The following is a 23,053-nucleotide window of genomic DNA, read 5'->3' as shown; positions in this document are numbered from 1 at the left end:
GTGACCCTGTCACCATATTTGGGCTGTTCCGAAAGAAATGCCAGCCATAAGACGGGCCTCTGCGGAAAAAATTTCATGACCCTGTCACTTGCTCGAGAGAAATCCGAGGAAAACGCTTATCTCCTGATCCTGAAACAATGAGGTTTATAAGCTGTTAGGAAGAGGAGAGTGCAGAGAGGTGTGAATGGATGCAATAAAATTTGTGTCTGAATGGCTTTGCGTGGGGCAGGGGCGTGTGTTATTCAATTTGACGGGAGATCTGTGACGGACGGGCGCCTTGCCAACCCGGTCAGATCCGGAAGGAAGCAGCCGCAGTAAGTTTTGCTCGGGTTGTTGCAGGTCTCTCACCTTCCTTTGAACAGGAAATCAGATCCGCTAGAGAGGCTGTTAAGCCCGGCTGCAAGCCTGCGCGGGCTGAAAGCGGATTGGCTGGAACCATGCCTGACAGTGATAGAGAGGCAGACGACGATCTGCCATTGCCACCAAGTGAGGGCATGGGACTCTTTTTCGGCGAAGCGCCGGAAGCGTTAGACCCGGCCAGTGTTTCCTCTCAGGACGCTGTGGCTGCTCAGCCAGCAGCATTGCCCGCAAAACCTTCTCCGGAAGATCCTCCGAAGCCCGCTGCGGCCTATCGCGTTCTCGCACGTAAATATCGCCCCGCGACCCTCGATCAGCTGATCGGGCAGGACGCGCTTGTCCGCACGCTCAGAAACGCCTTTGCGGTGGGGCGCGTCGCGCATGCCTTCATGCTCACCGGCGTTCGCGGAGTGGGCAAGACCACCACCGCCCGAATCATTGCCCGTGGCCTCAACTGCATCGGTGTGGACGGTAAAGGTGGTCCGACAGCGGACCCCTGCGGTGTGTGCCCGAACTGCGTCGCCATTCTGGCTGACCGGCACCCCGACGTGCTGGAAATGGACGCCGCGTCCCGCACCGGTGTTGATGATGTCCGCGAGATTATCGAGGCCTGTCATTTTCGCCCGATTCAGGGGCGTATGAAAGTCTTCATCATCGATGAAGTGCACATGCTGTCCCGCAACGCTTTCAATGCGCTGCTGAAAACGCTGGAAGAGCCACCTCCGCAGGTCACATTCATCTTTGCCACGACCGAACTGCGGAAGGTGCCGATCACGGTGCTGTCCCGTTGCCAGCGATTCGATCTTCGTCGTGTCTCTCAGTCGGAGTTGCTCTCCTTTTTCACGGGCATTGTCGAAAAGGAGCATGTCTCTGCTGAACAGGAAGCGCTGAAACTCATCGCCCGGGCCGCTGATGGTTCTGTGCGTGATGGTCTGTCCCTGCTGGATCAGGCGATTGCGCAGGGTGCCGGCACGCAAGGAGCGAGCGACGGCAGCGTCACGGAAGCTGGCGTCGCGGCAATGCTGGGTCTGTCCGACCGTGCGGCGATCTTTGATCTGTTCGATTGCCTGATGCGCGGCAATGTGACGGAAGCGATCCGGCTTTCCGACAATATGTATGACCGGGGCAATGATCCGGGGCTGATGCTGCGTGATCTGGCCGAGTTGACGCACACGGTCACGCGTCTGAAAACCGTTCGCGGTCTGGAAGATACGCTTGAACTGCCGGAAATGGAGCGGACAAGAGGCGCTGCTTTCGCCGGTTCCCTGTCGCTCTCCACACTGTCTCGTCTCTGGCAGATGCTTCTGAAGGGAATTTCGGAAGTCGATGACGCGCCGTTGCGTCGTGAGGCGGCAGAGATGGTGCTGATCCGTCTCTGTCATGCTGCGACGATGCCACCACCGGAAGAGTTGCTGAAAAAACTGCGCTCTGGCGAAGTCGCACCGGTTGTCGCCCCCGTCAATCGGGTGGCGGATGACGGACGGGATGCTCCCCGCGCCATGATGTCACCGCCCGAGGACGGCGGAAGCAGGCGTCAGAGAGTCGCCAATGAACGGTGGGGCGACGTTGGAGAAGGGAGCTCCGAGCCGATCCCGTTGGCGAGAGCCTCTGCTCCGTCAGGCCCGCAGCCGCCACGCAGTTGGCGTGAACTGGTGGCCTTTGTGAAGGATAACCGCGAGGCGACCCTGCACGGCCACCTGTGTCACTCCACGCATCTGGTGACGTTTTCTCCGCCGCTGGTTGAGGTGCGTATCGACAGCCCGGCTCCTCCGGACCTTGTAAAACGGTTGCAGGAAATGCTCCGAGCAAGCTTTGGGAGCGAGTGGGTGGTGCGAACCGCCGAGGCGCAGGGCGAGCCGACGCTGGCTGAGCAGAGCGCCGAGATCATTCAGCTTCATAACCGCCGCTCGTCGAACCACCCGCTGGTACAGGCGATTCTTGGTGTGTTTCCGGATGCTGAACTGGGCGATGTGCGGGACCACACGCTCGACGACCATTACGGGTTGCCTCCCGAAGATTTCGGATCGCTGGATGCTGGGCCGCTGGCAATAGGGCTTGACCCGGAACTGGACGCCCCCGAAGAACAGGACTGACAGTTTGATGCTGGTCGGGTCACGCTCGTGGCCGCCAGTCATCGTGTATGCAGGGATGATTGAATATGAAAAATCTTGCCGGACTGATGAAGCAGGCTTCGCAGATGCAGTCGAAGATGGAAGAAATGCAGGCGAGTCTTGAGAAAATCGAGATTCAGGGTAGCGCCGGTGCGGGCATGGTGACCGTGACGCTAAGCGGAAAGGGCGATCTGAAAGCAATCACGATCGACCCGAAGCTGGCAGACCCGACCGAGATGGAAATGCTGCAGGACCTGATCGTCGCCGCCTGTGCGGATGCGAAGGCGCGTCTCGATAAGACGGCTTCTGAAGAAATGCAGAAGGTCACGGGTGGCCTGAACCTGCCGCCGGGACTGAAGCTGCCGTTCTGAGCCACGGTAGTCCGGTCTTAACGGATGGCTGTTGCCGATATTGACCATCTCATTGGTCTGATCGCCCGCCTGCCGGGGCTTGGTCCCCGGTCGGCGCGACGGGTGGCGCTGGCGTTGTTGCGTGATCCGCAGCGCCGGATGCTTCCGTTGGCGCGTGCAATGGAAAGCGCCGCAATGTCGGTGAAGACCTGCTCCGTCTGCGGTAATCTCGACGTGACCGATCCCTGCCGGATCTGTGTCGACCCCGACCGGCCGCATGATATTGTGTGCGTTGTTGAAACCGTCAGCGACCTGTGGGCGTTGGAGAGGGCCGGTGCTCATCGTGGTGTCTATCAGGTGCTCGGCGGTGTGCTGTCGGCGCTCAAGGGTATTGGTCCGGAAGATCTGAACGTTGGTTCCCTGTTCGAACGATTGAGGGATGGCTCCATAAGGGAAGTCATTCTGGCGCTTGGTTCGACCGTGGAGGGAGCAACGACCATGTACTGGCTGCAGGAAAAGATTGCGCCTTACGACGTGGTGGTCAGCCGGGTGGCGCAAGGTGTGCCGATGGGTGGTGCGCTCGATGTGCTGGATGACGGCACGCTGGCGGCGGCGGTGAGCGCCAGACGACTGATATAAAACGCCTGACAGAGTGATGAGAGACGGTATGACCGCTGAAGCCTCCCTCGCCGGAACATTGATTGCCCCGGACATTCCCCGCATTGCATTCATTACCGGTGGTGCTCAACGGCTGGGACGCGCCATGGCGCTGGCATTGGCGGGAGCGGGTTTTTCCGTGGCGGTGCATTATCGTTCCGGGGAGGATGACGCTCATTCCCTGAAACGGGAAATTGAAGCCATGGGGCGGCAATGTTGCCTGCTGCGTGCCGATCTTGCTGAGGAAAAAGAAGTCACAGGTCTCATCGCGAAAGCCGTTGCCGCACTGGGTGGGCCTATCGGGGTTCTTGTGAATAACGCTTCCACTTTCGACAGGGATGAGTGGAATACGGTCACCCGCGAAAGCTGGGACGCACATATGGAGCCCAATCTGCGCGCGCCTTATGTGTTGACGCAGGAGTTTGCGAAGCAGCTTCCTGCTGATCGGGAAGGGATGGTGCTGAACATGCTCGACGAGCGTGTTTGGTCCCTGACGCCTCATTTTGTCAGCTACACAGTTTCGAAATCGGCGCTTTGGACGCTGACGCAGACCATGGCGCTGGCGCTGGCTCCAAAGAAAATCCGGGTCAACGCCATTGGTCCGGGGCCTGCGCTGCCGAGCACACGTCAGACACAGGAACAGTTTCAGGCGCAATGTGCGTCTGTGCCGCTAGGGCGTGGAACTTCGCCCGAAGAAGTGTCGCGTGCCCTGCTGGCGTTTCTGGTGCTGCCTTCAGTGACGGGTCAGATGCTGGCGCTCGATGGGGCGCAACATCTCCAGTGGTATTATTCTCCTTTGGTCTCCACGCATGTGATGGAAGAGTAGCGCAATGACAATTCTGGCGCCTTGGCCTGCTGATCTGGCTGTAAGACGGCTCTTTCTCAAGGATATGATTGTTGACGCCTATATCGGCGTTTTTCCACATGAGCAGGGTGTGACACAGCGTGTTCGCATCAATGTCTCGTTTGGTGTGGATGACAGTCGTGACCTGACGGAAGGTGTGGACGACCTCAGCCGGACGGTTTCCTACGAGACGGCTGTTCTGACGATCCGTCGTCTGGCGACGGAGACCCACACGCAGCTTGTGGAGACGTTGGCTGAGCGTATCGCTATTGAGGTAATGAAGGACCGCCGGGTGAGGGTTGTTCGTATCAGCGTTGAAAAACTCGATATCTTTTCTGACCTTGATTCAGTTGGGGTTGAGATCGAGCGCTGGGCGACGGAGTAGGGATTCCATGAGTGTACCCGCTAGGCGGGAAAATCAGTTTTCCTGCACATCCGGATAATCCTGTTTATTCAGGTCTGATCCTTAACCCCAAGATCCGTACGATCTTTCACGGTATTATCCATTGGGGTTGAAAACAGCTTTGCTATCAGTACTTCCTCGCTATTCTCCGTATTCGTGTCGGACAGCATAGCTAGTGAGGATGTGCTCTGGCTGCTAAGGGCTGCTGTGCCGGATGCTGTATAAAGTGTGATCGTTGACGAGGACGAACTCAGATCGGTCTCAAGAGTGCCGTTGACCGTTATCGCGCCAGGAACCTTGGAAGCAGGCCGTCCGTCGATCACGTCACCGGGATTGTCAGGAACATACCGGTCACCCTCAGGTATCAGAACGATAGGTCCGTCATAGTCGTAGACAGCCGACGACGAGGTTGATGACACATCGAGTATGGTTGCCGCACCACTTGCGTTGAACGATGTGATCGCCTCGTTCGTCATTGATGACGTTGCAGCAGTCGGTGTGATCAGGCCAAGTGCAGCCGAAAATCTGGTAGAGACTAAGTCGCTTGAGAGGTCAATATACATCATATGACTCCAGTGGAGCCCGTATGCGATGGCATAGGGATGGGCAATTTTCTGTTGGAAATCATTTTTGATATGGAAAGTATACAGGGTATTAATGGGGATTGTTTTTATTTATATCAATTTCAAATAAGTTAAATTTAAATCATATATATCGTTTTGTATTTAATATATAAAATTCTTCATCAATATAATTGACCTGTTCGATATTGGTCTCGGGATTCAATGAGCTTCTAAAATGATAATGGGTTTTCTGGTTCTGAAATCCGGATTTGGTAGATGTATTTATGGAATGTGCGGTCGTTCATAATCCTTAAAGCGGCATCAAAAATGTAAGCCGTCAATGAAAGCAGTGAGATGCACATTGAGTGCATCAGGCGTAACTGTTCATGAGGTGGATAAGAACCATCGATTACGCTCTTTCTTTACGTTGACGCCGCACCCCATCCCCCGTAAAAGCCCGCTTTCTGACCTAGCGAAGCCCGATTAGGCGCAACCTTACTGAGCGCCGGAGGCGCCGCTTGCATGTCCATCACTTTTGAAGATCTTGCCCTCTCACCGGCCCTGCTGCGCGCTCTGGGTGAAGAAGGCTATGTCAAGCCAACCCCAATTCAGGCTCAGTCCATTCCCCTGCTGCTTGAAGGCCGCGATCTTCTGGGAATGGCGCAGACCGGAACCGGCAAGACGGCCTCCTTTGTGCTGCCGCTGCTTCATCGGCTTGCCGAGACGCCTCGTCCGGCACCCAAGGGCGGTGCCCGCGTTCTGGTTCTCGCGCCGACACGTGAACTGGTCTCCCAGATTGCTGACGGCTTCGAGAGCTTTGGCCGTCATCTGGATTTTCGGGTCACAACGATCTTCGGCGGCGTCAGCCAGTTCCATCAGGTCAATGCGCTCAAGGAAGGTGTGGATGTCATTGTCGCTGCGCCGGGACGGTTGCTGGATCTGATCGAGCAGGGACTTTGCGATCTGTCAGAGCTTGAGGCGGTTGTACTGGATGAAGCCGATCAGATGCTGGATATGGGGTTCGCCAAGCCGATCGAGCGTATTGTCGCGACGTTACCGAAGGATCGGCATACAGTGCTTTTCTCGGCTACGATGCCGAAGTCCATTGCAGCTCTGGTGGACAGTCTCCTGAATGACCCGGCGAAGGTGGAAATCGCGCCTCCTTCAACGACGGTCGACCGGATAGAGCAGTCGGTCATGTTCATGGATGCTGCGCACAAGAAGACCGCTCTGCTGGCGCAATTGCAGCAGACGCCTGATATGGGGCAAGCGGTTGTTTTCACCCTACAGAAAAACATCGCAAACGAAGTTTGCGCTTTTCTTACCGAGGCGGGTATCACTGCTGAGGCGCTTCACGGCAACAAATCGCAGGGGCAGCGTGAGCGGGCGCTGGAGGCTTTTCGTGCCGGTGATGTTCAGGTTCTCGTCGCAACGGATATTGCAGCACGCGGTATCGATGTTGATACTGTCACGCATGTTTTCAACCATGATCTGCCGAGCCTGCCGGAAAGCTACGTACATCGCATAGGCCGGACTGGTCGTGCTGGACGCAGTGGTTACGCCATTACGCTGTGCGATGCCGAGCAGCGTGCCTGGTTGCATAATGTGGAGCGGGAAATCGGGCGGGCCCTGACCGTTCACACTGACCACGAATGGCATTCGGACGAGGCGCAGAATTCAACCATGCGTCCCCCTGTGCTTGGTGGTGGTCCGGTCAAGCAGGTCAAGCCGCAGAAAGTGCGCGAGCGCAAGATCTGGACCGAGGAAGAGAAACAGGCTGCACGGGAAGCGGCCAGAGCGAGCAAGGAAACAGTCTGATCCAGCAGGGAAGGACTACGGATAGTCGCTTTTCTGGACAGGAATGTTCCAAAATAGAAATGGGATAGAAAAATATCCATGCGGCGGGAAGTTCTCCCGCCGCATGGGTGTAAGATCAGTAGCGACCGTCAACCAGCGTTACGTCCTGACCGACAAAGACTGTACCGCCTGCAGCAGTACGTCCGATGGCGGCTCCATCCTGCCAGGTCTGTGTGCGATCAAGCAGAAGAGTGACTTCGGGAACAGGAAGCAGGATAGAGGCATTCTTGCCCGTGTTGTCCCAGTGGGAAAATTCCCAATAAACAATCGGTCCGTCATTACCGCTGTCTGATGTGAACAGTCCGATCCCGGCGCAGACAGGATAGGTCGCCTGCGGTGCTGGAAAGACAAGATCGACTTCCGGGCGTGTTTCACTGCCACCGCCGAGCGCCATGAAATTCACAGGAACCCGGTCGTAACCGGCCAGAGTCAGTTCGGTCCATCCGGGAAGCATAAGACCTGCCCAGCCTTCGAAAAAATAATTCATATATAATGCCTTATCCATATTGTGTGACGGTCAGCCAGGAAGGGCCGCCATCACCACCGTTTTTGTAAGTGCCACTGGGGGCTACACAGGAGCCGGAGCCCCCGCCGCCGGGGTCGCCGGGTTTACCGGTCTCGCCCGAACCTGATTCCCACCCGCCTGCGTAATAGGGCGCACGGGCCCCGCCCGCGCCGCCGTATCCGAAGAAGTAATTTTCCGAGACTCCGGAGACGTGTCCCGAAAATCCGCTCTGACCTGTTGCGCTGTTCAGAACCGTGATGCCGGTAGCCGTCGTGACCTGCACAGAACCACCAGCACCTGCGCCACCGATGATGGCGACACCGCCGCCCTGTGCGACAAGGCCGCCGAACCCACCGGTCACAACCACCATGCTGCCGAACGCCGCCGAGCCGCCTGCATTGCCGGTCATGCCGGTTGAGGAAGACTGTCCTCCCCGGCCACCGGCTCCCAGTGTGGCGGTAACGGGCCATTGGATTTTCGAGACGTCCACTAGGAAGCGGCAATATCCCCCCGCGCCGCCACCGCCACCGGTTCCACCCTGAGTGGAGGAGCATGTTGGGGCGCCACCACCACCACCACCGCCACCGCTCAGTTCGACAATCAGAAACTTTGTTCGGGATTCGACAGAAATCTGCAGGACATTATAGCCGCCAGCACTGGCGGTCGGTCCGAAATAGATATCGCTCTGAAGAAGGTTTCCTGCCGACCAGTTTGTGATGAATGCTGTTGTTGCAAGAAGATTTGATGAATCGCCAGCGGCCGGAGTGGGAGCTGTCGGCGTGCCGGTAAAAGTTGGTGAATCTTTTGGGGCGAGCGCCGGGATCTTGGGATAAAAAAGACTGTCATTATCAAGAGAAATCATCGACTGCGTAACGCTTGTTGCATTCGCAGGGAGATCAATCCGCCACAGTGCGATAGCGTTCGCCGGAGGCGTCGTGGTTGAGATGGTCACTGTAGCTACCGCTGCCCGCTGTGTCGGTTGTGCGGTTCCTGTGTCGTCTTCACCTGAGAGTGTTTTGGTGTTGTCGGCAGCGTCCAGATAACGCAGCATTGTCGAGCCTGTATCGTTCAGGCCGACCGTGGCGTAGATATAATAGGTCAGGGCTGTCGTGGCTGCCGTCAGGGTGAAGCTGGTTGCTACCGCCGTATATTGGCGCATGATGATAGAGCTGTCGGCAGCGAGAGTGCCGTAAGCAGATGAATCCGCTGTAGCTCCCTCATTGATCTGACCACTGCCGACATTAACCACCATGTCTGACCCGGAACAGGTTGCGGCGAGGCCGCTCGCAAACGGGCCGGGTCCGCCCATGGACATTGCAACAGCCTGGCCAATGGCGCGTTCAGTGTTGCGCTGCGCAATCAGGGTATCAGTATCAGCGATAACCTGAGCAGGATAAACGATCACACGATCCATGTGTGTCTCCTCCTCAGACAGATGCCTGTGATTTATAATCTGGCAGCTTGCTGAAATATTTGTTGGCAGATTCAGTGGAGACTAGAGTTCTTCCTCCGAGTTTTTTGGCTTTGATATGACCTTCGGCGAGAAGTTTGTAGCAATATGTGCGGCCAATTCCATAAATCTTGCAGGTATTGCTAATGTTCATAAACTTTAATTCGTTTGGTTTTTCTTTATTCACTTATGAAATCCTTTTTGAACGCAAACACATGCCAGCGGACCCAGAAAGAATATGCTGTGTCCCAAGATGTTCGCGCTATCAAAAAGAGATGTTCGTATGCGGTTTGATGGAAGCAGTCTGGTATGAACAGATCAGCTTTTAGAGGTTTTGGCCTGAACGGGACAAAGTCAGGAATGATTTCATCCCGATATCACTAAGAAAATAAACGTCTTTTACAGAAACAGCTTTGCCCGCAGCGAAGTCATTTGTTCTCGGTGAGAGAAACAAACCGGGCAGCATCCGTCACATCGGCGCTCATTGTCGCAATACGGTCCAGATGCGCGACATCTTCGCCCCAGCGCTCCATCTGCGCACGTTCGTCCAGTGTGGCGATATTGACGGCTCGCTCGGTATCCAGACGACCATCAATCACGGCAAGTCCCAGTGTCAGACTACCAAGTGCGGGAACGCAGACACCAAGCGCGGCCAGAATGGCATCACTGCGCTCTGACAGAACCTGCTTCAGTTTTTCCAGAGAGGCTGACGGTTGCGGAACAGGCATCAGCCCATGCGTCACGGTTAGTGTGACACCATATGTCTCATGCAGCCAGTCGAGCCAGGGCTGCCACAATTCTTGCTGTCTGGCGCTCAGAGGATCAGCAGCCTCGGCGCGATAGCAGAGTAGATCATGCTCACCGTAACCAGCCAGCGTATCGACCGAATGCTGGCGGTCAGGTGTGACGCGCTCAATCATGGTGCCCGCAATACGGGTCAGAGGAAGATCGTCTGCTGCAAAGCGCTTTTGCGGATCATCCATGCCCGCAGCCTGCCATTCAGCGGCCAGAGCTTCAGCCAGTGCGCGAGACTGCACTTGCAGGATCTCCCGTCCCGGAAGTCGCACTGGTTTCCCATCCAGCAGGACAGCAAAGCCATTATCCGAGGGCTCTACGCTTGCCTGCGTCCAGAAGCGTTTACGTGGGGCAGGACCGTCTGCCGAGAACTTCTTCTTCTCGCTCATCGCAGGAGGCCTTTCAGCATGTTCATGATGCCGCCAGCCTTGTTGGCCGGTGGCGGCGCAGCAGCCGGACCGGGAGTGCCCTCCCGCGCCGTAGCCAGCAGATCGGGGCATTGATCGCCTGGGTCATTGGCACCACCGATTGAAATCGCGAAACGACCATCTGCTCCGGGTTCAAGGCGTGGCTGAGGTGTATCCACTGTGCCGGTCACCGCGACAGGGGAGGAAGCGGCCGCACCTCCTACGCCGATCCGTGGTGAAAGATGGAGATCAAGCGCCCCATTGGTGAGTTTGACGGTACCATGACCCGTCAGAGACAGCAGATCGGATTCCAGCCCCAATCGTCCGATCGTGGCCAGCCCATCAGTGAGTTGCATGTGAGCACCGAAGCACCGAAGGGCGAGCGTGCCCCGCATGGGGATATTGCGGCCCAGAATGGCTTCCAGAGCCTTGCCGTCCACGCGCCCGCCAACCATCGACAGACCGACATGTCCCGTGGCGGTCTGCTCCCACTCATCAAACCGTGAACCATCGGCTGTGACGGTGCCCACAACCTGCATGGAGCCGTTTACGAGAGGAGGCATGCCGGTCGAGCTTTGCATCATCTGGGTCGGCAGAACAAAGGGCGCGGCAGTGATGGTCAGATGCGGCACTGGGCCGGAGGCATCGTAAACAATCTGCCCGGACTGGGCGATTCCCTTGGTGTTACCCGTGCCATTGCCATGCAGCGGATCGACAGTCAGTTTTTGGCCGCTGACCACCACATGCGCGGTGAGGGCCTCCCATGCGACGGATTGCCAGCTCATTCTCTGTGCCCCGACATCCAGCGTTGCCTCGGACGTTTTGAGCAGAGACGCCGGATCAGCTTTCTCCAGCACACTCAGGGGAGCGGAGCTGGTCATGTGACCATCGACCTTGAGGCCCTGAAAGCTCGGTTTGCCCGGGCCAAAGGTCATGGTGGGGAGGGCGCCATGAACGTCGAGCGAGGTCTTGCCGCCACCCGCCACGCCATCCACGGTGATGGACGAACCTCCTTCCCCGAGTGACAACGTCACAGGCATGGGCGCGGTGTCAGGGGCACGCAGCGCCTGAGTGGTCTGGGTCAGTGTGCCAAGGGTTCCATGCACCGTGACCGGCTGTGTATCCAACTGACCATTCATGGAGATGGCGACGCGCTGGTCATTATCGTCTGCATCAAGGGTGATGGCGCTGGCTTTGAGACCGGTCATCAGACGATCAAGGCTGGCTGGTCCTGTGCGCAGATGCAGCATTCGCAAGGAAGGCGTACGCCCGCTGCCAGTCACGCCTGCCTGTAGGGAAACCGACGTTACATCCGGAAGGCCTGCATTGGGAAAAATTGTTTGCAGATCACGCAATTGATCGATCGTGCCGTTGATCTGGATATCGTAACCCGCATCATGCAAAGGATCAGCGACCACGCCGCCGACCTGAATCTGTCCGGCCTTCCGTTTGTCTGCTGATAGGGTAGCGGTCAGGTTGAGCGGCCAGGGCTGTCCATCAATTGGGGGCAGGGGACCGGTTGTTCCGCTGACAGTGAAAATGCCGTTGCCGTGGTGGCCACGCAGGTCGATCTTGGCCATTGTGCCGTCAAGACCGGTCAGGTCGACACGATCGAGATCTGCTGTGCCAGTGATATGGTTCCGCTCATCGTTCCATGAGGCTGCTCCATCCCGCAGATGGAGTGCTGCGACAGCGAGATTCCAGTGCTGGTGCCCGCCTGAAGCGGCACCATCGCCAGCGCCGCCGGAAGAGGCGGGTGGCGTCAGAATCCAGTTGGCCGTTCCGTCTGGTGTCCGTTCAAGCGTCAGATGCGGATCAGACAGGCTGACATCATCCAGCACGACCCGATGATGGAACAGGGGTGAGATCGCCAGCCGCGCCCGCACTTCTTTGGCCGTGAACATCTCTTTGTTCGCACTACCGGGCGTGTTGGACAGTCCAACACCCTGCGCGCTGATCCACGGATACGGCAGAAGCCAGACATGCAGCGAATCAATACGAAGCGTCCGGCCTGTCTGGTGCTCGACAGCCTCGACAAGGCGTGTCCGCATCCAGTCGGCGTCCATGAACGCGGAGGCCAGCACCGTGCCGCCCAGCAGCACAGCAATACCGCCAACACCAAGGCCAAGCTTCGTCTTGAATTTCATGCTCATTTCCTGCGGGGAGCCGGGGTTGAGCCGGCTGTAAAGCCGAGCGTTCTGAAGGTTTCTTTCATGTGCGGCGGTAGTTCGGCGCTGACTTCCAGCCATCCTCCCGCCGGATGCGGCAGCACAAGACTGCGGGCATGCAGATGCAGACGGTCGGCAAAACCATCGACATGCGCCTTGTCGCCACCATATTTTGGGTCGCCAAGGATCGGCGTGCCAAGCGATTCACAATGAACGCGCAGCTGATGCGTGCGTCCGGTCAGTGGTGAAAGCCCCAGCCATGAGAACTTGCGCGCCGCAGAGTCCAGCACCTCGTAATCGGTGCGGGCTGACTGCGCATCTTCGTCATTACGGTCGGCGGCGATGGTGATCGATCCCGGTCCAGCACCAAGGCGGGCCAGCGGCTGGTCGATTTCGCCCGACATCGGATCGGGGCGTCCGACAACGACTGCCCAGTAGGTCTTTTTCACGTCACGTCCACGGAAAGCCGCCGCCAGTTTTGCTGCGACACCCGGAGTGCGGGCCAGCAGCAGCAGGCCGGACGTGTCGCGGTCGATGCGGTGGACGAGGCGGGGACGCGGGTCATCACCCTCACGCAGCCCGTCCAGCATCATGTCCACATGCTGTGTGATGCCGGGGCCGCCCTGCGTCGCCAGACCGGACGGCTTGTTCAGCACGATGATCTGTGGGTCCGAGTAGATCACCATCTTCCGGATTTCACTGGCCAGTTTAGGGTTCAGCGCTTTCGGAACATCGCGGGACGGCTTGGCGGCCATGGGGATGGGCGGCACGCGCACGGATTGCCCCGGCACCAGTCGCGTGTTGGCTTCCACCCGCTTGCCATCCACGCGGATCTGTCCCGTGCGGCAGAGCTTCTGCAACGCACCCTGCGTCAGATGGGGGTAATGGCGACGGAAATATCGGTCGAGGCGAATATCCGCTTCATCCTCACTGACCGTCAGTTGGGTCACACTCATACTCTTCCGCGCCTCACGATTGCTTGCCCTGTTTTGCGCGGCTTGCCCTTATTCCGGCCCATGTGTCCAGCCTGCGACGCACTTCCCGTTCAAAGCCGAGCCCTTTCGGGTTGTAGAAATTCTGCCGTTTCATGCCGTCCGGGAAGTAGTTCTGGCCGGAGAAACTTTCTTCCGTGTCATGGTCGTACTGATAACCATCTCCGTAGCCGATCTCTTTCATGAGCTTGGTCGGCGCATTGAGAATATGAGCCGGAGGCATCAGACTGCCGGTCGCTTTCGCCGCCCGCCGGGCCGCACCATAGGCTTTATAGACAGCGTTCGATTTCGGAGCCGTGCCCAGATGGACGACCAGCTGCGCCAAGGCCAGCTCTCCTTCCGGCGAGCCCAGTCGCTCGTACGTCTCCCATGCCGCAATGGCAAGAGGTAGGGCGGAGGGATCGGCCATGCCGACATCCTCGGCGGCGAAGCGTGTCAGGCGACGGGCGATATAGCGCGGGTCTTCACCGCCCTCCAGCATCCGGGCGAACCAGTAAAGCGCCGCGTCCGGATCGGACCCGCGCAGGGACTTATGCAGCGCGGAGATGAGGTTGTAGTGCTCTTCCCGATCCTTGTCGTACAGCACCGCACGTTTGGCCAGAATGCGCGCCAGTTCCTGTGAGTCGAGCGGCTTTTCCGTCTTCAGGCTGAGGATCTGCTCGACCATGTTCAGCAGGTAACGACCATCGCCATCCGCCATGGCGCGCAGGGTGGCGCGGGCGGATTCGGTGAGCGGCAGGGTGCGTTTGGTCTCTTCCTCAGCCCGAACCAGCAGGGCCTCCAATGCAGGATCGTCCAGACGACGCAGCACCATAACCTGACAGCGCGACAGCAGCGCCGAGTTCAGGGCGAAGGAGGGGTTTTCCGTGGTCGCACCAACCAGCACAACGGTGCCGTTCTCCACCACGGGCAGGAAGCCATCCTGCTGGGCGCGATTGAAGCGATGGATCTCATCCACGAACAGCAGCGTGCCGCGTCCTGCTTCGGCAAAACGTCGGGCCTCGTCAAAGGCTTTCTTCAGGTCGGCGACACCGGAAAAGACGGCGGAAAGCTGTACGAAACGTAGATTGGCGGCTTTGGCGAGCAGGCGGGCGATCGTGGTTTTGCCGACGCCGGGACCGCCCCAGAGAATGAGGCTGGCGAGCGTGCCGCGTTCCAGCATCAGCGTGAGCGCACCGGTCGGGCCAAGCAGCTGCTGCTGTCCGACAACATCGTCCAGCGTGGTCGGGCGCAACCTGTCGGCAAGGGGCTGCGTGGGGGTATGTCCGCGGCCCGAATGAGTGCTTTCTGATCCGGTGGGCTCCGTGACGCTGCCGCCGAACAGATCACCGCCCGATGCGGGTGGGGTCTCACGCCGCGCTGTCATGACTGGTCTCCCTGTCGTTCATCCTTCGTTCATAGCGCGGCTGGCGCTGTGATGCGACCTCGGTTTGCTGTTGAGACGGGCAGGGCTGGTCGAGTGTCTCGCCAGCAGGCATGATCGTTACAGAGCCAAATCATTGAACAGGATGGTCCATGCCATATTTTCAGCTGATCATTGCGATCTGTGCCGAAGTGCTCGCCACCTCCTGTTTGAAGGCGGCTGAGGGATTCAGTCGGCCTATACCCTCTCTGGTGACGCTGATCGGATATGGCGTGGCCTTCTATTTTCTGTCGCTCGCCCTCCAGACGATCCCCACCGGAACGACCTATGCCATATGGTCCGGTGTAGGCGTGGTGCTGGTCACGCTCATTGCCTGGCTTGTGCAGGGTCAAAAGCTGGACGCGGCAGGCCTGATTGGAATGGGGCTGATTCTTGCAGGCGTTCTGGTGATCAACCTGTTTTCAAAAAACTCCGCCCACTGAACGTTTCTCCGATCATCAACAGGAAAATCTGAACGGCGCTTGTTCAGAAAAGCACCCACTATCCTTTTTCTGCTGTCAGGCCGGTGATATTACAAACGTGCTGCTGATTACTGTCCGGCATCACGCAGGCGAACGCCCGAGTTGATGCGGTCCTCAATATCTTCCAGCGAACAGCCCTTGGTTTCAGGCACAAACATCAGCCCTACGACAAAGAACAGGGCATTGAAGCCAGCGAGGCACCAGAAGACGCCATAGTCACCAATCACGCTCATGCTGGAGAGGAAGATATTGCTGATCAGCCAGTTGGCGATCCAGCTTGCCAGTGTGGAGCACGACACGGCGAATGTACGTCCCCGCAGAGGCTGAACCTCGGAGCCGATGATCCACGGCAGCGGTCCCTGACCGACGGCAAAGGCTGCGATGAACAGAAACAGAAAGCCCATTGCAATCATGCTGGCGGTCATGGAGGTCGCGCCGGTCCAGAGCAGCGTGCCGAACCCGAGCATGGCGATGGCTGCGAAGAACGTGCTGATGCTCAGAAGAAGGCGTCTTCCCCATCGGTCCATAAGAGCAACCGCGGCCAGCGTCGCGAGTGTGTTCACCACGCCAATGGCCGTTGTGCACCACACGGAACTCGACGCATTGAAGCCCATGTGATTCAGCACGGTGGGAGCATAATACATCAGCACGTTGATGCCGGAGAACTGCTGCAGCACCTGCAGGGCGATCCCGAGCGCGAAAGTGCGCCGGAAATTGGGGTTTGAAATCAGCAGGGCGGCTCCTGCAGATTCCTCGCGTCCAAGTTGCCGGTCGATACGTGAGAGTTCCGCGTCGGCTTCTTCCGCCGTCTCCCTCACACGCAGCAGAACGTCGCGCGCTTCCTGACGACGTCCCTTGGTCAGAAGCCAGCGTGGGGAGTAGGGCAGGAGCAGGGTGGTGAGAAGGAACAGCACCGTTGGCACACTGAGAACGCCGAACATGATACGCCAGTGTCCGCCCGGCGTGAGCAGGCTGTCGGAGGTGAAGGCCAGCAGAATCCCGATGGTGATCATCAGCTGGTAAGAAGAGATCATCGCGCCGCGCCGGTCCTGAGACGCGATTTCGGCGATGTAGAGAGGCGCGGCAAAGGCCGCCAGTCCCACGCCCAGCCCCAGACAGGCGCGACCGACAATCATCATGCTGACGCTGGTGGCCAGTGAACAAAGGGCTGTTCCGCTTAAAAACAGGCCGCCGGCCACAAGCAGGGTGCCCTTGCGGCCCCATTTGTCTGCGACGAATACGGCCAGCACAGACCCGAACGCCGCAGCCAGCATGAGGGAGGAGACAATCCATTCCGTCGTGCGGTCGTTGGTCTGGAATTCCTCGCGGATAAATCCGAGAGCGCCTGCGATCACTCCGGTGTCCAGCCCGAACATGAGGCCCGCAAGACCGGCGGCCAAGGCGAGAAAGAAAGTAGTGCGGCGCACGCGCGCCGAAGCATCCCGCTGGGCGGATGTCGAAATGGAGGAAGGCATCTGGGTGTTCTGACCTCTTGTGACGCAGCAGACTTATTAAGTGTCTGTGGATAACCTTTCGTGCGAGCCCTCTGACAAGTCAATACACTCTTAATGTTTCAGCTTTTTCTTCCAGGCTGCCCTCACTTCCGTCGGGCTCATTTTTTTATCACTGCCCTTGGGGGCGGCGTTCTCTTCCACCCCACCCGGCGCCTTGCCCGAGGCTGGATTGCTGTTCACTTCCTGCAGGGCCTTCTCACAGAGGGAACCTTTACCCACGCCGAACTGGATTGTCGGCAGAAGAGCGAGCGGCGGGAACACGAAGCCAAGCCCGGCTGCTGCGGCGGCGCGACCCAGAATTTCCGCACCCGGCAGCACGGTTGGGGACTTCAGCGGACCTGTGATGTTGAACGCACCCGGGAAGGACAGGATGGTGAAGCCGGTCGAACGGGTCGTCAGAGAGTAGTCGATTTTATTGGTGCGGAAGTTGATGTCGCCGCGACCAAGTGTGCGGGTGTCGTTTGTGCGGAGCAGCATGGAGCGGGTGCTGGCGACACCGTTGTTCAGCGGCATGTCGGTCACGAAGCACTCCACCTGAGAGTGGGACGGCAGACCAAGCGCCGACAGCACGGCGTCACCCAGCTCCAGCCCGAGTGCTGCCGGAATGAGCGCCGAGATTTCGCCGCCTTTCACAAGAACGAGGGTAAGACCGCCATTGCCGTTCGCCATGAGAGACGCAATCGAGTTGCCGGTGGAATTCAGGCTGAAGCGGCCGCCGATGACACCACCCTGCGCGGTGGTCCCTGTCGCGGTGCGCATGATATGCGCCAGATCAATGCGGGAGAAGTCCACCTTCGCGTTGACGGCAAAGTTCTTGTCATTCACCGGCTTCAATGTCGCGCTGCTGGCCAGTGTGCCTGTGCCGACGCCGAAGTTCAGCTTCTTCACGTCAATAGCGCCGTCCTGAACCGAGAATTCGGCGTCGATATCGTCCAGAGGAAGCTGCTTGTTCTGGATGTGCTCACCCTTATAGGTGACATGGGCGTTGATGGAGCGGAGCTTTGGCACGTTGATCGGTGTATCCGGCAGGACATTCGGGTCCCTGGCGTCAACCTTTTTCTCGGAAGCGGTCTTTTCTTCCGGCTTTGCGCCGATAAAGCCACCAAGATCCTGAATATCCACACGTCGTGAGCGGAGCGACGCCTCGACAAACGGCACAGTCTGGTGCGGATCGACCGTGATGGTGCCGCTCAGGTCGCTGGATCCCATGTGGCCGGTAAAGCTTTTGAAAGCGATATGCTGCTGGTCGTAATCCAGCTTGCCGCGAATATCATAGGACGGCGTCTGCGGAATAGGCACGCCCGTCAGAGGATAGAGCAGGGACATGTCCGGTCCGGACAGATGCAGGACGAGCTGCGTTCCCTCAAAGGCCAGCGGATTGTTCACGGTGCCCTTGAGAGTCACGCGGGTGCCGCCGTTTTTCACCTCCAGATTGATGGGATAAGGTGTCTTGACGTTCTGCAGGGACAGAAGCGCTCCACCGACGAAATGACTGATAATAGGCTGGCCAGCATATCGCCCGGTCGTGTCCATGACGATCGTACCGCGATCCGTGGCGGAGGTCGGCGGCGTCGTATGCAGTTGTGAGGTCATATCCGCCCGCAGCTTCTGGTCACGCAGACGCAGATGGCCGTCCCGGATGGCAAATTCTTCGATGTCGGGAAGAGTGACCGAACCGTTTTTCCTGTCGTTTTCTGTCTTCTTGCTGTCAGAAGCGAACGTGTAGTTGTTGCTTTCGTCCTGACGTCGCTGGATGTCTGCGCGGGGGGTATCGACCGCAATGCGGGGCAGTTCCGTTCTGCCGTGCAGAAGCGCCAGCAGACGGATTCTGACAAGCAGGTGATCTGCCGTGAAAAACGGCGTGGTGTCAGATTTGAAAGTGTCAGGCTGCTCGATCCTGACGCCATCAACCCGCACTTTCGGCACGAAACCGACGCTGACATGCAGATGTTCAATCGTTGTCTTGCGTCCAAGGAGCGCCGTCGTCTCACGATTGACCAGAGGCACGAACCAGTCCCACGACCAGAGCGCGATAAGCAGAAGGATCAGTACGACCGGGGTACCGAGGCCAATGAACAGTTTTCTGTGACGGCTGGACAGGGAATGACTGGTCATGGGGGTCCGTCAAGGCTGTGAACAGGGCTATCGGGCACAACAAAACACAATGTTTGTGTCAGGTTAACGCACATTCTGTGTCCAGGTTCGTCCTGAAAAGGCAGGAAACTGAAAGATCCTCGCCTGAAAGGTTCAAACCGATAAGACAACAGTTACGCAGGCGCAGTCTGGGGCTGAATGCACCGCAGATTCCGACTGTCCATCAACCACAGTCCCGCACTTCCCGCGATGGCGGCAATGGTGACGTAAATCGCTGGAGCCAGCGGCGTGTAGGGCGTGAGCGAGGAAATGATGGCGGGGGTCAGTCCACCGAAAATCGCATAAGCAATGTTGTAGGCAAGGGAAACGCCGGAAAACCGCACCATTGGAGGGAAGGCCCGCAGCATGCCAACGGGCACCAGTCCTACAAAACCGCAACAAAGCCCGGCCAACCCGGCCCAGACAGGCAGGAGATGCGGAAGCTGGGCAGGCAGACTGTACAGTGCGAAAGCGCCGGCAACGAGCAGCGGTCCGCAGACGAGACTCATTACGCTCAACGAAATGCTGTCGGTCAGGGCGCTCACTGACACGACCGAAACCGTGAGACAGAGGGTCGCGACAAGGCTTGCCAGCATGGTTTCCGAAGGCGGGATGTGGTGCAGGGACTGCATCAGGGGCGGCATCATCAGGATCAGCACGACAATCGCCGCCGTCAGGGTCCATGTCGTCAGCACTGAACACAGGATGGAAAAGCGGTGATCCCGCAGCAGAATGGCGGCGGGCAGGGAGGAGGCGGTCTCGGCGCGCTGGTGCATCTCACGAAACACGGGTGTCTCGTCCAGCCAGCGCCTCAGGATCATCGCGCCAATCCCGAAAACTCCTCCGATAATGAAAGGAAGACGCCAGCCCCAGTCGTTCACGGCACTCGGAGCCAGCGCCGTGTTCAGCGCCAGAATCACCAGTGATCCGAGCAGGATTCCGCCCGTCAGGCCGCCGGTAAGGAGACCCGTCGCCAGCCCCACACGACCCGGTGGAGCATGTTCGGCAACGAAGACCCAACCGCCCGGCGCTTCGCCACCGATGGCCGCGCCCTGCGCCATGCGCAGAAGCAGCAGGATCAGAGGCGCGCCCGGTCCGAGCGTTTCATAGCCGGGCAGAAGACCCATCATCAGCGTGGGGAGCGCCATCAGCAGCACACTGAAAGTGAAGACCTTTTTGCGCCCGGCAATATCGCCGAAATGCGCCATGATGATGCCGCCGAGGGGACGCGCCAGATAGCCCGCACCGAACAATCCGAATGCCTCTGTCTGTCTCAGCCACGCCGCCTGACTGGCCGGAAAGAAGTGGAGAGCGATGAGCTTGGCCAGAAACGCGAAGATCACGAAGTCATAAAACTCTAGCGCGCCGCCCAGTGATGCCAGAACCAGAATGCGAATCTGGGAAAAGGACAGAACTTTGGACGATGCTGTTGCCACTGGAGAGGGGACTGAAGACGAGGACATGAACCGAAATCCGAGAGAGGACAGGCGGCAGGAAAGGCAGCGCTGAATGGGTGAGGCGGCGCTTATAGGGGAAAATTCCGACAAATCCCACTTGTAGCGGTTTTTTCAACTTCCCGTTGACAACCCGGGGGCATCTCATCTGTTTGTGTATGAATGCAATGTGCGATTGACGTCGAAAAGGCCCTGAATTTATGACAACGCGTGCTGACAGGCCCGGAGGGTTACTCGTCGTCACTGTACTCGTGACCGCCCTGCTTGGGCTGGTTCTTGCCGGTGGCGGACTGTGGCTGGCCACTCTGGGCGGATCACTGTTTTATGCGCCGTGTGGTGTGGCGGTTCTTCTTACCGCCTATCTTTTATGGAAGCGCAATGCTGCGGCGCTGTGGCTTTATACTCTTATCGTTTTCGCCACGCTCATCTGGGCTGTGGTCGAAGCCGGTTTTGATTTCTGGACGCTCGCGCCGCGCGGCGACCTGATCCTTCCTCTGGGTATCTGGCTGCTGCTGCCGTTTGTCACCCGTCAATTGGGACGGAACGCACAGGCAGCGCGTGCGCCTCTGGCTGCGGGTATTGTCACCGGTGTCGTGATTTTCGGTTATGCCCTGACTCAGGACCCGCAGGATATCGCGGGCAGCCTGCCTCAGGCAGCAGCGGATGTTGTGCCGGGTGATACCGGGCAGGTTGCGGACGCTGACTGGGGTGCTTACGGACGCACCCAGTTCGGTGACCGCTACTCACCGCTGAAGCAGGTGAATCCGCAGAACGTCAGAAACCTGAAAGTGGCGTGGACCTTCCGTACGCACGATCTGAAGGGGCCAAACGATCCGGGCGAGATCACGGACGAGGTCACACCGATCAAGATCAACGACACGGTGTATCTCTGCTCTCCCCACCAGAAGCTGTTCGCGCTGGATGCCGCGACAGGCAAGCAGAAATGGGTCTTCGATCCGCAGCTCAAATACAATCCCAGCTTCCAGCACATGACCTGCCGTGGCGTGTCCTACGCCGAAACGGCGGATGCGACGGATGACTGCGCCAGCCGCATCTTCCTGCCGACCAATGATGGCCGTCTGTTTGCCATCAACGCAAAGTCCGGCGCGCGCTGCCCGGCGTTTGGCAGGAACGGTGAGATTGATCTGACCGATGGCATGCCGATGAAGGAACTCGGTTTCTATGAGCCGACATCGCCGCCGGTTGTGACCGGCAAGGTTGTCATCATTTCAGGGGCCGTGACGGATAATTATTCCACGCATGAGCCGTCCGGAGTGACGCGTGGTTTCGATCTGCGCTCGGGTCAGCTGGTCTGGGCCTTTGATACGGGTAATCCCAACCCGAACGAGCTGCCTTCCGACACGCATAAGTACGTCGCCAACTCTCCCAATTCGTGGATCACCTCGTCCTACGATGCGAAGCTGAACCTGATCTACATTCCGACTGGCGTCGCAACGCCGGACATATGGGGTGGCCATCGTTCGGCGGATCAGGAGCGTTACGCCTCCGGTCTTCTGGCCCTGAACGCCGATACCGGCGAGAAAGCTTGGTTCTACCAGACCGTGCATCACGATCTGTGGGACATGGACATTCCGTCCCAGCCGAGCCTTGTCGATATTCATCAGGCCGACGGCACGGTTGTCCCGGCGATCTATGCTCCGGCCAAGACCGGCAACATCTTCGTGCTGGACCGTCGCACGGGGGTGCCGGTGGTGCCTGCGCCAGAGACGAAAGTTCCGCAGGGTGCTGCTCCGGGTGATCATGTTTCTCCCACGCAGCCTTACTCCGAACTTACATTCCGTCCGAAGAATAACCTGACGGATGCGGACATGTGGGGTGCCACCATGGTGGATCAGCTTGTCTGTCGCATCCTGTTCAAATCGCTGCGTTATGAGGGGCCGTTTACGCCGCCTTCCACGCAGGGAACGCTCGTGTTTCCGGGGAATCTCGGCATGTTCGAGTGGGGTGGCCTTGCGGTCGATCCTGTCCGGCAGGTCGCTTTCGCCAACCCGATCGCCATTCCGTTTGTCTCGAAGCTGGTGCCTCGCGGCCCCGGTAACCCGGCTAGTCCGGCGACGGGCGGTGGTCCTTCGGGTACGGAAACCGGTATTCAGCCACAATATGGCACACCGTTTGGTGTTGAGCTGAACCCGTTCCTGTCGCCATTCGGCGTGCCCTGCAAACAGCCGGGCTGGGGGTATGTCGCAGGCATTGATCTCAAGACGAACAAGATTGTCTGGATGCACCGCAACGGCACCACGCGTGACAGTTCGCCTCTGCCGTTCGGCTTCAAGGTCGGTATCCCGTCGCTTGGTGGACCGATCGCGACTGCAGGCGGCGTGGCGTTCCTGACGTCAACGGCGGATTATTATATCCGCGCCTACGACATGACGACTGGACAGCAGCTCTGGGAGGATCGTCTGCCGGCTGGCGGGCAGTCAACACCAATGACCTACGAGCAGAATGGCCGTCAGTTCATTGTGACGGCTGCAGGCGGACATGGCTCGTTCGGCACGAAACTTGGCGATTATGTCATCGCTTATGCCCTGCCGGAGGAAGGCAAGGCGTCTGACGCGAAATAAAAAAGGTCGTCTTTCCGATTGAGAAAG

General features: G+C 58.4%; 19 protein-coding genes and 1 other RNA gene. 9 read left to right on the top strand and 11 right to left on the bottom strand.

Annotated elements, in window-relative coordinates; genetic code table 11:
- Nucleotides 1-253: 253 nt before the first annotated feature.
- From ffs to folB, 6 genes are all read left to right on the top strand, one after another.
- Nucleotides 254-348, top strand: an RNA gene (gene ffs / locus EMQ_RS04045) — signal recognition particle sRNA small type.
- 89 nt (nucleotides 349-437) lie between these two features.
- On the top strand, nucleotides 438-2,450 hold the full coding sequence (locus EMQ_RS04040) for a DNA polymerase III subunit gamma/tau (RefSeq protein ID WP_026200221.1): 2,013 nt from the start codon (nucleotides 438-440) through the stop codon (nucleotides 2,448-2,450).
- A gap of 65 nt (nucleotides 2,451-2,515) precedes the next feature.
- The gene (locus EMQ_RS04035; RefSeq protein WP_010666243.1) at nucleotides 2,516-2,839 is read left to right on the top strand and encodes a YbaB/EbfC family nucleoid-associated protein; all 324 of its coding nucleotides are present in this window, start codon (nucleotides 2,516-2,518) and stop codon (nucleotides 2,837-2,839) included.
- A gap of 24 nt (nucleotides 2,840-2,863) precedes the next feature.
- Complete coding sequence (gene recR / locus EMQ_RS04030; protein ID WP_010666242.1) at nucleotides 2,864-3,457, top strand: recombination mediator RecR; 594 nt, start codon at nucleotides 2,864-2,866, stop codon at nucleotides 3,455-3,457.
- Nucleotides 3,458-3,485: 28 nt separating this feature from the next.
- A complete protein-coding gene (locus EMQ_RS04025) occupies nucleotides 3,486-4,301 on the top strand; it encodes an SDR family oxidoreductase (RefSeq protein ID WP_010666241.1) in 816 nt (271 codons plus the stop codon).
- Between the two features lie 4 nt (nucleotides 4,302-4,305).
- On the top strand, nucleotides 4,306-4,704 hold the full coding sequence (gene folB / locus EMQ_RS04020; RefSeq protein WP_010666240.1) for a dihydroneopterin aldolase: 399 nt from the start codon (nucleotides 4,306-4,308) through the stop codon (nucleotides 4,702-4,704).
- 68 nt (nucleotides 4,705-4,772) lie between these two features.
- On the opposite strand, the gene EMQ_RS04015 is transcribed toward folB, so the two are convergent.
- On the bottom strand, nucleotides 4,773-5,288 hold the full coding sequence (locus EMQ_RS04015) for a hypothetical protein (RefSeq protein ID WP_132012002.1): 516 nt from the start codon (nucleotides 5,286-5,288) through the stop codon (nucleotides 4,773-4,775).
- 519 nt (nucleotides 5,289-5,807) lie between these two features.
- On the opposite strand from EMQ_RS04015, the gene EMQ_RS04010 reads away from it, so the two are divergent.
- Nucleotides 5,808-7,103 carry a DEAD/DEAH box helicase gene (locus EMQ_RS04010; protein ID WP_010665998.1) on the top strand — a complete coding sequence of 432 codons (1,296 nt, stop codon included), beginning with the start codon at nucleotides 5,808-5,810 and terminating at the stop codon, nucleotides 7,101-7,103.
- 115 nt (nucleotides 7,104-7,218) lie between these two features.
- On the opposite strand, the gene EMQ_RS04005 is transcribed toward EMQ_RS04010, so the two are convergent.
- The 7 genes from EMQ_RS04005 to EMQ_RS03975 all read right to left on the bottom strand — a co-directional run bounded on the left by EMQ_RS04005 (nucleotide 7,219) and on the right by EMQ_RS03975 (nucleotide 14,825).
- Nucleotides 7,219-7,629: a hypothetical protein gene (locus EMQ_RS04005; RefSeq protein ID WP_010665997.1), complete on the bottom strand. Its 411-nt coding sequence runs from the start codon at nucleotides 7,627-7,629 to the stop codon at nucleotides 7,219-7,221.
- 10 nt (nucleotides 7,630-7,639) lie between these two features.
- Nucleotides 7,640-9,061, bottom strand: a complete 1,422-nt coding sequence (locus EMQ_RS04000; RefSeq protein ID WP_018308422.1) for a glycine-rich domain-containing protein — start codon at nucleotides 9,059-9,061, stop codon at nucleotides 7,640-7,642.
- A gap of 13 nt (nucleotides 9,062-9,074) precedes the next feature.
- Nucleotides 9,075-9,284 (bottom strand): MerR family transcriptional regulator, encoded by a 210-nt coding sequence (locus tag EMQ_RS03995; protein WP_132012003.1) that lies wholly within the window; start codon nucleotides 9,282-9,284, stop codon nucleotides 9,075-9,077.
- A gap of 241 nt (nucleotides 9,285-9,525) precedes the next feature.
- Entirely contained in the window at nucleotides 9,526-10,281 is a 756-nt protein-coding gene (locus EMQ_RS03990) for an ATP12 family chaperone protein (protein WP_010667068.1), read from the bottom strand.
- Nucleotides 10,278-12,446: an AsmA family protein gene (locus EMQ_RS03985; RefSeq protein WP_231368003.1), complete on the bottom strand. Its 2,169-nt coding sequence runs from the start codon at nucleotides 12,444-12,446 to the stop codon at nucleotides 10,278-10,280. The genes EMQ_RS03990 and EMQ_RS03985 overlap by 4 nt, the downstream gene beginning before the upstream one ends.
- A 2-nt stretch (nucleotides 12,447-12,448) precedes the next feature.
- On the bottom strand, nucleotides 12,449-13,423 hold the full coding sequence (locus EMQ_RS03980) for an RluA family pseudouridine synthase (RefSeq protein ID WP_010667066.1): 975 nt from the start codon (nucleotides 13,421-13,423) through the stop codon (nucleotides 12,449-12,451).
- Between the two features lie 13 nt (nucleotides 13,424-13,436).
- The gene (locus EMQ_RS03975) at nucleotides 13,437-14,825 is read right to left on the bottom strand and encodes a replication-associated recombination protein A (protein WP_010667065.1); all 1,389 of its coding nucleotides are present in this window, start codon (nucleotides 14,823-14,825) and stop codon (nucleotides 13,437-13,439) included.
- A 149-nt stretch (nucleotides 14,826-14,974) separates the two neighbouring features.
- Between EMQ_RS03975 and EMQ_RS03970 the strand changes: the two genes are divergently transcribed.
- A complete protein-coding gene (locus EMQ_RS03970; protein ID WP_010667064.1) occupies nucleotides 14,975-15,304 on the top strand; it encodes a DMT family transporter in 330 nt (109 codons plus the stop codon).
- A gap of 107 nt (nucleotides 15,305-15,411) precedes the next feature.
- On the opposite strand, the gene EMQ_RS03965 is transcribed toward EMQ_RS03970, so the two are convergent.
- From EMQ_RS03965 to EMQ_RS03955, 3 genes are all read right to left on the bottom strand, one after another.
- Entirely contained in the window at nucleotides 15,412-16,818 is a 1,407-nt protein-coding gene (locus tag EMQ_RS03965) for a sugar porter family MFS transporter (protein ID WP_010667063.1), read from the bottom strand.
- 90 nt (nucleotides 16,819-16,908) lie between these two features.
- Entirely contained in the window at nucleotides 16,909-18,972 is a 2,064-nt protein-coding gene (locus EMQ_RS03960) for an AsmA family protein (protein ID WP_010667062.1), read from the bottom strand.
- 152 nt (nucleotides 18,973-19,124) lie between these two features.
- Nucleotides 19,125-20,453: an MFS transporter gene (locus EMQ_RS03955; RefSeq protein ID WP_048874218.1), complete on the bottom strand. Its 1,329-nt coding sequence runs from the start codon at nucleotides 20,451-20,453 to the stop codon at nucleotides 19,125-19,127.
- A 191-nt stretch (nucleotides 20,454-20,644) separates the two neighbouring features.
- Between EMQ_RS03955 and EMQ_RS03950 the strand changes: the two genes are divergently transcribed.
- Nucleotides 20,645-23,026: a glucose/quinate/shikimate family membrane-bound PQQ-dependent dehydrogenase gene (locus EMQ_RS03950; protein ID WP_026200222.1), complete on the top strand. Its 2,382-nt coding sequence runs from the start codon at nucleotides 20,645-20,647 to the stop codon at nucleotides 23,024-23,026.
- The last annotated feature ends 27 nt before the right edge of the window (nucleotides 23,027-23,053 follow it).

It is taken from the genome of Acetobacter aceti NBRC 14818 (genome assembly GCF_000193495.2).
Lineage (GTDB): Bacteria > Pseudomonadota > Alphaproteobacteria > Acetobacterales > Acetobacteraceae > Acetobacter > Acetobacter aceti.
The sequence above is the reverse complement of the archived record's forward strand: the minus strand, read 5'-3'. Positions and strand labels throughout refer to the sequence as shown.